9 protein-coding genes are annotated in these 11,117 nt (G+C 45.3%); 5 read left to right on the plus strand and 4 right to left on the minus strand.

Going from position 1 to position 11,117, the window contains the following annotated elements; translation table 11 throughout:
- Positions 1-9: 9 nt before the first annotated feature.
- Positions 10-429: a thioesterase family protein gene (locus tag MHN09_RS18030; protein ID WP_014947865.1), complete on the minus strand. Its 420-nt coding sequence runs from the start codon at positions 427-429 to the stop codon at positions 10-12.
- A 212-nt stretch (positions 430-641) separates the two neighbouring features.
- Here MHN09_RS18030 and MHN09_RS18035 point away from each other — a divergent pair, with 212 nt between their 5' ends.
- From MHN09_RS18035 to MHN09_RS18045, 3 genes are all read left to right on the plus strand, one after another.
- Entirely contained in the window at positions 642-1,118 is a 477-nt protein-coding gene (locus MHN09_RS18035; RefSeq protein ID WP_049587080.1) for a hypothetical protein, read from the plus strand.
- Between the two features lie 11 nt (positions 1,119-1,129).
- Positions 1,130-2,365 carry a S41 family peptidase gene (locus tag MHN09_RS18040; protein ID WP_049587078.1) on the plus strand — a complete coding sequence of 412 codons (1,236 nt, stop codon included), beginning with the start codon at positions 1,130-1,132 and terminating at the stop codon, positions 2,363-2,365.
- Positions 2,366-2,441: 76 nt separating this feature from the next.
- Positions 2,442-3,944: an Hsp70 family protein gene (locus tag MHN09_RS18045; protein WP_239218830.1), complete on the plus strand. Its 1,503-nt coding sequence runs from the start codon at positions 2,442-2,444 to the stop codon at positions 3,942-3,944.
- A gap of 77 nt (positions 3,945-4,021) precedes the next feature.
- On the opposite strand, the gene MHN09_RS18050 is transcribed toward MHN09_RS18045, so the two are convergent.
- Both MHN09_RS18050 and uvrA read right to left on the minus strand, forming a co-directional pair.
- Positions 4,022-4,189 (minus strand): hypothetical protein, encoded by a 168-nt coding sequence (locus MHN09_RS18050; RefSeq protein WP_239241652.1) that lies wholly within the window; start codon positions 4,187-4,189, stop codon positions 4,022-4,024.
- A gap of 203 nt (positions 4,190-4,392) precedes the next feature.
- Complete coding sequence (gene uvrA, locus MHN09_RS18055) at positions 4,393-7,224, minus strand: excinuclease ABC subunit UvrA (protein ID WP_014975365.1); 2,832 nt, start codon at positions 7,222-7,224, stop codon at positions 4,393-4,395.
- Between the two features lie 368 nt (positions 7,225-7,592).
- Here uvrA and MHN09_RS18060 point away from each other — a divergent pair, with 368 nt between their 5' ends.
- Positions 7,593-8,930, plus strand: a complete 1,338-nt coding sequence (locus MHN09_RS18060; protein WP_168533008.1) for an MFS transporter — start codon at positions 7,593-7,595, stop codon at positions 8,928-8,930.
- A gap of 10 nt (positions 8,931-8,940) precedes the next feature.
- Here MHN09_RS18060 and MHN09_RS18065 read toward each other — a convergent pair whose 3' ends face one another.
- A complete protein-coding gene (locus tag MHN09_RS18065) occupies positions 8,941-9,555 on the minus strand; it encodes a hypothetical protein (RefSeq protein WP_239241653.1) in 615 nt (204 codons plus the stop codon).
- A gap of 232 nt (positions 9,556-9,787) precedes the next feature.
- On the opposite strand from MHN09_RS18065, the gene MHN09_RS18070 reads away from it, so the two are divergent.
- Entirely contained in the window at positions 9,788-10,651 is an 864-nt protein-coding gene (locus tag MHN09_RS18070) for an alpha/beta hydrolase (RefSeq protein WP_049587073.1), read from the plus strand.
- Positions 10,652-11,117 lie beyond the last annotated feature (466 nt).

Here is an 11,117-nt window from a genome sequence, read left to right on the forward strand (position 1 = left end):
TGCGCTTTATTACTGAGTTGGTACTTCTTTAAAGTGAGACTGTAGTTCTGATTTCACTTTATCCGGGATAGGCGCAGAGCGCTGTGTTTTATAGTCAAAATGTACCATGGTGGTGATGCCTGTTGAGCACAGCTTATCGTCTTGCCATAACTCTTGAAACACGTCGAATGCACTGTTGCCTAGCCGGCTAACGTAGGTTTTAACCGTCACAGGTTTGCCATAAAAAATTTGAGCTAAAAAATCGACTTTGTAGCTGGCTAAAATTAACGGCCAATTTTGTAAGTCTAGTTCAGGGGTAAACATTCTGAAAATAGGCTCTCTGGCTGCTTCAAACCAAGCGACTAATGCTGTGTTACTTACATGCTGTAAGGCATCTGTTTCACAAAAACGTACGTCGAATGACGTAACTAATGGTACTGAATGGCTCATATTTTTTAGTAGGGTTCGTTGTTTATTTAGCTTTCACTCTAGCATTATGCCGCAGCTATTTCAGTCATTTATCAAACAGTAATTGATCCGGTTGGAAAACATTTTTAACACCTAACCAAAACATACACATTCAAAAATAAGTTGATTTGTGCAAAATTTTGCGCAAATATTTGCATAAATGAGTTTGAAGAAAAATCACAAGGTGCCTATTTATGATCAGAAGTCCTCAGTTTGGCGCGATACTGTTGCGTGCTAGCGAGCTTATTGCAACTCAAGGCCAAGAGGTATTTGAAGCACTTAATATTAGTTTGCCTGCAAATCGTATTTCTCTGGTACTGGCGATTCATACTCAAGGGCCTCTTTCGTCAACTGAGCTAGCAAGTCACATTGGTCTTTCACGTCAACTTATTGAAAGTCGGTTGAAGCAAAGTGTTGCAGACGGCTTTTTTGTTTCTGTGCCCGATGAACGAGACTCGCGAAAGCGCGTGTACGATGTTGCGCCTAAAGCAAAGGCCGAGGCGGCGCAGATAGTGACGATAATGCAAGAATTTGAAGACGTATATGATGCCCTTTGGGAAGAGATAGAGGTCAATCTTGAAGCCTCTCTCAAAAGCATGGAGCTGGCGCTAAAAAAACAATCGCTTCTTACGCGCTTAAATGAACAATTTCCTCATCATTCCAATTCATAATAGGGAGCATTATGATTTATCGAATTATTTTATTGTTGTCACTACTTCTTCCGCTAAGCAGCTGCGCACAAAGCCAGGGTTTCAATACGAAAGAAAGCTGGCAAGCCTTTGTTCAAACTGTTGAAGATAACTATGCATACTTAGATACGGCACCTACCGACTGGGAAGCTTTAAAAGCGTATTACCAACCCCTTGCAATAAACGCGACAACGCAAGAGGAGTTTGTCGACGTATTGCAGGTGGTGAAGCAGTTTTTTATCGACCCGCATTTTAACGTATCACCGCTCAACGAAGCGGACTACAGCGTCACGCCAACGGGGTCTGATATTTGGGTGGAAAAGCAAGGCGATGACTTTGTTATAACACGCATTAAAGCGGGCAGTGCTGCTGCCAATAGCCAGTTAGCCTTAGGTGACATGATTGTAGGTATTGACGGCGAGTCTACAGAAGCCGCAATACAACGCGTTTTTGGAAACACATCGCTACCGCTTACTGACGCACATAAAACGTGGGCGGTTAATGTGGCTTTAGGTGGGCGTCGCAATCAAGAAAGACACATTGAAGCGGCGTCTGATTTTGATGATGCCAAACGCGTGCAATTAGCAGCTAGTTACGATGCTATTAATCTACTTCGAACAAAAGCTCCTCTGGTAGTTAAGCAGAAAGAGGGAATAGGGTACATCCGCTTTAATAATAATCTAGGTAATTCTGAAACCGTTCGTGCGTTCAAAGAAGCCCTTGAGTCACTTGAATCAACCCAAGGGTTGGTGATTGACCTGCGCAATACGCCGAGCGGGGGAAACACTGGCGTGGCTGAGCCTATTTTGGGGCACTTTGTAAATGCCAATACCGCATATCAAGGTTACAAAATTCAAAATGCGGGTAAACCCTACCAAGAAGCAGAGCTACACATGGCCCATGTTACCCCTTCATTACCTTATTACAGTAAGCCAGTAGTGGTACTCGTTGGTCATTGGACCGGCAGTATGGGAGAAGGTATGGCTATTGGCTTTGATGCCATTGGTGCAAAGGCGGTAATCGGCACACCCATGGCTGATTTGCTTGGCGGGATAAATCAATTTCAATTACCTGATTCGACCATAACTTTAGAGCTGGGTTTTGAACGTCTTTACCATGTGAACGGCTCATATCGAGAGGACTTTGTGCCCCAGGCGGTATCTTGGGACGGGCATACAGCCAGTGACTCAGAATTAAATGCTGCAATAGCTCTGTTAAAAGCAATATAGCTCAATTACATACAAAGCTAGAAAGCACTTTCGTATTTACTTACAATCCGCTTCTAACTTTTTGAGCGAACATACTATGACTGCGATTGGGATTGACTACGGTACATCAAATTCTGAGGTTGTGTATTTTGATGGAACGGCCCATCAGCACATCAAACTCGACCCGTTAGATAAGAAGGGCAATAAAATCCGTTCTTCGGTGTTCATCTATTTTGAAGATGAACTGCCGCCGCCTCCTGATGCCATGGTCGAAGCGAAAGTGGCGCAGTTACAGCGCGTTATCAGTGAGCAAATAGATAAGGCGAAGGACGGCTATTATTCGGCAAAAGATCCAAAAGAACAGGCGATGTATAGCGACCGTATCGACTCGCTGCGCGGTGATTTGCACAACAAGCCTGCATTACAGCGTAAAGCTATTGCACAATTGATGCATGCCATGTCGCTAGACGAAATCCCTTTGCTGCGCTTAGTAGAGCACGGCAAGTTTGCGTTTGGTGAAGAAGGGTTTAGGCGCTTTCTTAAAATGCCTGATAAAGGCCGTCTAATTTATTCACCTAAGAACTTTCTAGGCGCCTCGCTAGACGGTGACCAAAAACAAGCATTCATCGGTATTATTGCTAAGCAGTTGGCGTACTTTAAACAGTGTGCAGAGCAGCAGCTAGGCAAGGTTGTTAATAATGCGGTAATTGGCCGTCCAGTTAAGTTTCACGGTACCCGTGGTGAAGAAGGGAACGCGCAGGCCATTCAAATAATGACTGAAGCGGCGACGAAAGCTGGGTTTTCAGGGGTTAACTTCTTAGATGAACCCATAGCAGCGGCGTATAAAATTGAGCAAACCCTACCAAGGGATACCACTACGCTGATTGTCGATATTGGTGGGGGTACCACGGATATTTGCTGTATTAAGCTTTCTCCCGAGCGTTCCAATCAGCTTGATCGCAAAGAGGATGTTCTGTCGGTAACAGGCAGGCGTTTAGGCGGCATGGATTGCGACAAAAGCTTGGTGCTAAAGGCTATTGCCCCAGAAATGGGAATGGGCCTTAAGATGATTAACGGGCTTCCTGTTCCTCCTACGTACTTCTCTGATATGTGCGCGGTTGATAACATTCCTGCACTCACCCGCTTTTTCTCTGACGATTACGGGTTAGATATTTCTCAAACCATGTCTGTGATTAAAGAGCCAGCCCAATTAGAACGCTTGCTTATTGTTCAGGAGAACAAGTTGTCTGCCCGCGTGGTGAACTCGGCTCGATTAGCCAAGGAACTACTGTCGAGTAAGCAGAACATTACCTTGCCGCTGCACTATATCGAAGATGATTTTGACGTGGAGATTTCGCAAGACTCGCTCAAAAAGGCATTAAAACCTTGGCTTGATAAAGTGAAAGCGCTAGTGGTGGAATGCTTGGAAAATAGCAGTGAAAAGCCAGAAGTGGTGATGATCACAGGTGGTATGAGTTTATCGCCAATCGTGGTTGATGCGCTATATGAAAACCTACTTACCGGTTTACCTCGATTAGAGAATGACGCTTTCAACTCGGTGTGCGAAGGATTAGCTATTCAAGCGGCGAAGCACGCTTAACCTTTTCTATTCTTTTTTCGATATGAAAAACACTAAGCCTTAGCGTAGTAGCGTTTACTGCGCTAAGGCTTTTTTGATCAGTGCTTAAGGATATTGTGATCTTTTAGATAAATCGCGATGGCCTCAGGCGACTCGAAGGCTTTTAACAGCATTTCTTGTGCGCGTGCTTTCACATCATTGTCTTCTGATGATGACAGTAGGTGATACCATGTTTTCACTAAGGCTAATGGCGGCGTTTGGTTCATTAGTTGTCGCTCCAGCAATTCTTACTGCAAAAATACACAAAAATCATCGTAACGTATGATTTGCCAATACAAGCTCTGACCAGCAAGGAAAAACGTGTAAATAAACGTCAACGCGCACTTCTTACAAGTTGCTGTGTAAATTACACAGCAACAAAATAGAAAACGAGTGCGCTTTACGCTAACGGATTTACCTCGTTACCGGCTCAAGCTTGTGTGAGCATGGGTTTCAGGAATCGACCTGTATGTGAAACTTCTTGTTGTGCCACATGCTCAGGTGTTCCCTCTGCAATAATCTGGCCACCTCCGGATCCACCTTCCGGTCCAAGGTCAACTATCCAGTCTGCGGTTTTAATCACATCTAGATTATGCTCAATAACCACAACGGTATTACCGTGATCGCGTAGTCTGTGAAGAACGGCTAATAACTGTTTAATATCGTGGAAGTGCAACCCGGTGGTTGGCTCATCCAAAATATAAAGCGTCTGCCCAGTGTCTCTTTTTGACAACTCTTTTGCTAATTTTACGCGCTGCGCTTCACCACCTGATAACGTAGTGGCTGCTTGGCCTAGTCGAATGTATGACAAGCCTACGTCCATGAGGGTCTGCAATTTACGTGAAATAGCCGGAATAGCATCGAAGAACTGACGGGCATCTTCCACCGTCATTTCCAACACTTCGTGAATGTTCTTATCTTTGTACTTTATCTCAAGAGTTTCACGGTTATAGCGTTTGCCCTGACACACGTCACAAGGCACATACACGTCTGGCAAAAAGTGCATTTCCACTTTAATTACACCGTCACCCTGACACGCCTCACAGCGACCGCCTTTCACGTTAAAGCTAAAGCGGCCAGGCTTGTAACCCCGTGAACGCGACTCTTGTGTGCCAGCGAACATTTCACGAATTGGAGTGAAAATACCAGCGTAAGTCGCCGGATTAGAGCGCGGCGTTCTGCCGATAGGGCTTTGGTCAATATCAACCACTTTGTCGAGCTGGTCTAATCCGGTCATCGACTTATGTGGTGCCGGTTCAGACGTGGTCGCCTTGTTCAGCTCGCGTTGCGCAATTTTGTAGAAGGTGTCATTAATCAGCGTTGATTTACCCGAGCCCGATACACCCGTCACACAGGTCATTACACCGGTAGGTATACGTAAATCAACAGACTTCAAGTTGTTGCCGGTAGCGCCTAAAAGCTCTAGCCACTTGTCGTCTTTAACCGGTGTGCGTGTTGCAGGAATATCAATCTTCTCTCTACCAGATAAGTATTTTCCAGTAAGTGAGTGTTCACTGTTCTTAATATCTTCCAGCGAACCTTCGGCGATAATCTCACCGCCATGCACACCTGCACCTGGGCCAATATCTACAATGTAATCGGCTTCGCGAATGGCATCCTCGTCGTGCTCTACAACTAGAACAGTGTTACCCAGGTCACGCAAATGCGTAAGCGTACCAAGTAAGCGCTCATTATCCCGTTGGTGAAGTCCGATAGAGGGCTCATCCAGCACGTACATAACGCCCACTAAGCCTGCGCCAATTTGACTTGCCAGTCGAATACGCTGAGCTTCACCGCCCGATAGGGTATCGGCGCTGCGCGACATAGAAAGATAGTTAAGACCTACGTTTACCAAGAAGCGCAAGCGGTCCATGATTTCTTTCAAAATCTTTTCAGCTATCTGAGCACGTTGACCTTCAAGTTTCAGTGTCTCGAAGAAGCCGTACGCATCGGCAATCGACATGTCAGCAATGGCTGGCAGGTTGGTGTCTTGTATAAATACATTACGTGCTTCAACACGCAGACGGGTGCCGTTACAGCTACTGCAGTGCTGCTGGCTTAAATATTTTGCTAGCTCTTCACGCACCGAGTTCGACTCGGTCTCGCGATAGCGACGCTCCATATTTGGGATAATGCCCTCAAATGGATGCTTACGCTCCATTACGTCGCCGCGCTCATTTATGTACTTAAACGACAGCGACTTGCCTTTAGACCCGTAAAGCACAATGTCCTGGTGCTTTTTATCGAGCTCTTCAAATGGCGCGGTAAGGCTAAATTTATAATGGTCTGCTACTGCCTGTAGCATTTGAAAATAGTAATAGCTGCGCTTGTCCCATCCGCGAATAGCGCCGCCAGACAGACTCAATTCGGTATTGCCGACTACGCGTGCGGGGTCAAAGAACTGTCTTGTGCCTAAGCCGTCACAGGTAGGGCAGGCGCCCGCTGGGTTGTTAAATGAAAACAGGCGCGGCTCTAGTTCACTGATGCTGTAACCACAGTGTGGGCAGGCGAAATTAGCAGAAAACACAATTTCTTCTGCGTCTTTATCGTCCATATCAGCCACAACCGCGTTGCCGCCAGCAAGGCTGAGCGCCGTCTCGAATGATTCAGCCAAACGCAGCGCCATATCGTCGCGCACTTTAAAGCGGTCGACCACAACTTCGATGGTGTGTTTCTTGTGCAAATCGAGAGGCGGCGGATCGGATAGATCACACACTTCACCGTCGATTCGCGCGCGAATAAAGCCTTGAGCAGATAGGTTTTGCAGCGTCTTAACGTGCTCGCCTTTACGCTCTTTAACAATAGGTGCTAGCAGCATTAACTTACTGCCCTCGGGCATCGCTAACACTTTATCGACCATTTGGCTGACCGTTTGTGCATCTAGCGGCACATCGTGGTCTGGACAGCGTGGCGTGCCCACTCGCGCGAACATCAAACGCAGATAGTCGTATATTTCAGTGATGGTACCCACCGTTGAACGAGGGTTATGCGATGTTGATTTCTGCTCAATGGATATTGCTGGTGATAAACCCTCAATATGATCAACATCTGGTTTTTCCATCATAGATAGAAACTGACGAGCATAGGCAGACAAAGACTCAACGTAACGACGCTGGCCTTCTGCATAAAGCGTGTCGAATGCAAGAGACGATTTACCCGAGCCAGAAAGGCCGGTTATCACCACCAGTTTGTCTCGTGGCAGTGTTAAATCGATGTTTTTCAAGTTGTGGGTGCGAGCACCGCGAATTTCGATTTTATCCATTGAAGCCTAAATGAGAGAAAAAGAATCAGTATGCCATAGGTGTCAAGTAAAGTGATATGACATTCAAGTTATACTGTAAGCGGAGTAAGCAGATCACCTCACGGACATAAGCTTACGATTAGATCTCGCTTATCGACATTGCAAAGTGGTGATTTTATCCCCACTTTTAAACCCCTATTAAGGCAAAAAGGCTAAATCGACCCATTGAGCGGGAGAAAACGCCAATTGTATTAATCGAATTTAAGGTAAGTGGGCGCAAGAGCAATTTATGCTACACTTCGCGACCTTATTCTTGATGCTGCAGAAACAAGTGTTCTCTGCGCGCTTTTACGTTTTTTTGATTTTATTTATTGAGGGAAAAAGACGCTTTGAACGCTTTGGAATTACGCGCCGCGCTTGCACTCGCCTCCGTTTACGTATTACGCATGATGGGGCTGTTCATGGTTATGCCCGTGTTGGCTGTAGCCGCAATGGACTACCCGGATTACTCGCCGCTGTTGGTAGGGCTTGCCGTGGGTGGATATGGCCTAACCCAAGCTGCGCTGCAAATTCCTATGGGTATGATGTCTGACAAATGGGGGCGTAAACCCGTTATTTTGCTAGGGCTTGCTGTATTTGCATTAGGAAGCTTTGTCGCAGCAAACGCCGACAGTATGGCCATGATGATTGTTGGGCGTATTCTTCAAGGCGCTGGGGCAATTGCAGGAGCGATAATGGCGCTGGCTACGGATGTAAGCCGGGAAAGTCAGCGAGCCAAAGTGTTAGCTATCATAGGCATAGCCATTGGCTTTTCATTCTATTTAGCCGTTATTTTAGGACCTCTTATTGCGAACAGCTACGGGCTTGCTGGTGTGTTTGGTATTACTGGTATTCTGGCGATTCTTTGCATGCCGCTGGTTAAATGGGTAGTGCCAAACGGTGTGCAGCTGAGCAGTGGCGATACACTGCCACAAAAAGACCAGCTAAAGCGCTTAGTCTTCTCTTCTCAGTTATGGCGTTTAAATATCAGCGTGATGATTCTACATATGATGATAACGCTGTTGTTTGTTCAACTGCCCGTAACGCTACTGAATTTTGATATGACGCTAGATAGTCACTGGACGGTTTACTTACCCGTTTTAGGCGCGTCAATTGTAGGTCTAATTATCATGATGGGGGCAGCAAGAGGCCGTACGCCTAAATCGCTCCTTGTAACCGGCGTTGTATTAATGGGCGGCGCGTTTTTGGCGCTGAGTTTAGAGGACCATAGCTGGTGGTGGGTTACCGCGGCCGTAGTGCTTTTCTTTACCGGCTTTAATTATTTGGAAGCGAATTTCCCTGCATTGGTGTCGAGCATTGCGCCTGCGGGACAAAAAGGAACGGCCATGGGCCTCTACGCCAGTTTTCAATTTTTCGGTGCGTTTTTGGGCGGTGTAATTTCAGGTTTCGTCACCGATATTTGGTCGCAAGAGTTCGCTTATGGCATTGGTGCTGCTAGCACTCTGCTTTGGCTTTTTATTATTCTTGGTGTTAAAGAAGTGAGCCGGGTTAAGCGCGTAATGATGCATGGTGAATTTAACGGTTCAAATGTTTCCACTATCGAAGCTGAATTGATGTTAGTACCTGGTGTATTAGAAGTGACACTAAACAGTCAAAATAACGCGGTATACCTGAAAGTAGATCGCGATTTCGATGCGGTAAAAGCGCGAGACGTGTTGTCTGCATAGTTTCTTGTGCTTATATCGCCTCTAGTTCGCTTAGCGCATTACCGCAGTTGTGTAACAGTGAAGACTTTATACGTTTGGTGGCATCATCAATGGCGGTTTTCATTGCATCGATAGCAATCTGATTGCTCTCTTTTTCACTGACACTGGCGTTCACATTCATGCTTTGCCCTCTGAAGGTGGTGGCGGGTGAATACTCATCGGCATAGTCAGGTTTGTACTTAACATTAAGCACCACGGTGGCAACCATATTACTTCCTAAGCTTTTTATAAACGCGCGGTTTAGTACTACTTTCACGCTGTTGGCTGCTTCAATATCCGGGCTGACATTCATCGCTTCTAAGCTTTGCTGTAACAGTGAATAGAGCGTGTCTTCTGTTACATTACTGCTTCCAACGAGCAAGTCTTTACTCGACCGTATGTCGATTAGTTCTGCCAAGTTAATTGGACAAGCTTTCGCTTTAGACATGGTTAGCTGATAGTCTTTTCTCTGCGACGCAGGAATTAATGATGAGTCAAGCTCGGGTGGCGTAGACTCGCAGGCAATAAGTAAGGGTAGGGCACAGCAGGCAACAATAAGTCGAGCTGGTGATGTAGCGTAAGACATGGAAAATGTTCTACTTTTCATTAAATTATTTTTGTTTTATGCAGATAAATCATGCAAGTAATATTGTCTTTAGTATAAGAAAGTTTGTATCGCTAAGAAACAGAACAACTGTTGCAAACTGTTACAGCTTGTTTAGCATAGGTGTGGGACTGTTGATTTTGCTGAGCGAGTTTTTAATCAGCGACACAACCATTACACCTATGTAACCTGAATAAAAATTTCGCCATAACCATTCAACACGGACAGTTCTTTAATGATGAGCTTAAAAAACGCGGTAATTAGTGTAGTTGCAAGTGTGTCACTTATTGGGTGCGCAATTAACGTGTCCCCTTCGGCCTTCTTTTATCAAGACACTCAGCAAAAGCCCCTTGATACTACGAAGCTACACGCGGCAATTCAAAAAGACAAAACCTCAGCGGGCATAACCCGTGTTGAAATGAAAAATGACGCTGGGTTAACTTTGAGAGGCGTTGCTGTTTCTTACCCTGACCCTATTGTTAACATTGTTTTCTTTGCAGACAATCGTATGCCTGTAAGCGAAAACAACAGCGTTATTCATAGACTGGGTAAGTTGCCCGCTAATATATTGTGGCTCGATTATCAGGGAGTAGGAGCCAGTGATAAAGCGAAGGACTTAAGTATTAACGCTATTAAACAAGATGCGTTAACCCAGTTTGACTATGTAGCAAGTGCGTTTGACGCCTCAATTCCCACCATCGTTCACGGCCGAGGTATAGGCAGCTATTTCGCAAGCTATGTTGCTGCAAATAGAAAGATAGACGCTTTAGTATTAGACGGCGCTTTCAATAATATCTCTGATTTAATTGCCAACATGGTGCCAGGCTTCTCTAATTCATTCACAAACATGAAGCTTCACGATGAAGTTCATAGTATGCAAATAGCCCCAATCTTGCGTCACTATGAGGGACCGCTATGGCTGGTGGTGGGTGAGGAAGACAAAATAACGCCTTACCCGATTAGTCAGCAGCTATTAGAAGATGCATCAAGTAGCGAAAAGTATATTTCGGTCATTCCTGGTGCGACGCACAACGCAACGCTAAAAAGTGACTATGCCATACAAGAGTACAAGCAGTTTTTAGCAAGATTCACTCAGTAATAGAAACCTTACTCGTTGTGGATAAGTAGTGGAAAACCTTGTTGGTAAGTCTGTTAATAGCCATATAGAACAACAGATCACGATCTTTTCATTACTTTCTGGTCGGATCACGAAATGTCAGTTAAATCAAGCGCTGTAGAGCAACTGTGCTCGATCTTAATCTTTTTTGATCGTAAAGCTGTGCAGGATCAGGCAATTTTGCTCTTTGGGGATAAAAGTTCGAGGCAAAACGATCAAGCGGGTATTTTTGTCAATAGTTTCGTGTCATGAAATTTTTAGAACACAGTTGCTCAACTATACATCGAATTACGATTAATCATCCATCAAACTGGCTTGTATGTGATTAAATAAAATACCCGCCATAGGCGTAATGCCAGTCAGTTAAGCTGACTGGCATTTTTCTTTGTGGGGTATTTAGTCGGTCTTTTCCTCACTACTCTGGGGTAATACCTGTCAGGTCGTTTGT

This window comes from Alteromonas sp. MmMcT2-5, from assembly GCF_022348315.1.
In the GTDB taxonomy this organism is placed as follows: Bacteria; Pseudomonadota; Gammaproteobacteria; order Enterobacterales; family Alteromonadaceae; genus Alteromonas; species Alteromonas macleodii.

What these genes read in the sequence shown, in the direction of transcription:
- MHN09_RS18035 (WP_049587080.1), top strand. Translation starts at nt 642, where the DNA reads ATGATCAGAAGTCCTCAGTTTGGCGCGATACTGTTGCGTGCTAGCGAG.
- MHN09_RS18040 (WP_049587078.1), top strand. Translation starts at nt 1,130, where the DNA reads ATGATTTATCGAATTATTTTATTGTTGTCACTACTTCTTCCGCTAAGC.
- uvrA (WP_014975365.1), bottom strand. Translation starts at nt 7,224, where the DNA reads ATGGATAAAATCGAAATTCGCGGTGCTCGCACCCACAACTTGAAAAAC.
- MHN09_RS18070 (WP_049587073.1), top strand. Translation starts at nt 9,788, where the DNA reads ATGATGAGCTTAAAAAACGCGGTAATTAGTGTAGTTGCAAGTGTGTCA.
- MHN09_RS18050 (WP_239241652.1), bottom strand. Translation starts at nt 4,189, where the DNA reads ATGAACCAAACGCCGCCATTAGCCTTAGTGAAAACATGGTATCACCTA.
- MHN09_RS18030 (WP_014947865.1), bottom strand. Translation starts at nt 429, where the DNA reads ATGAGCCATTCAGTACCATTAGTTACGTCATTCGACGTACGTTTTTGT.
- MHN09_RS18045 (WP_239218830.1), top strand. Translation starts at nt 2,442, where the DNA reads ATGACTGCGATTGGGATTGACTACGGTACATCAAATTCTGAGGTTGTG.
- MHN09_RS18065 (WP_239241653.1), bottom strand. Translation starts at nt 9,555, where the DNA reads ATGAAAAGTAGAACATTTTCCATGTCTTACGCTACATCACCAGCTCGA.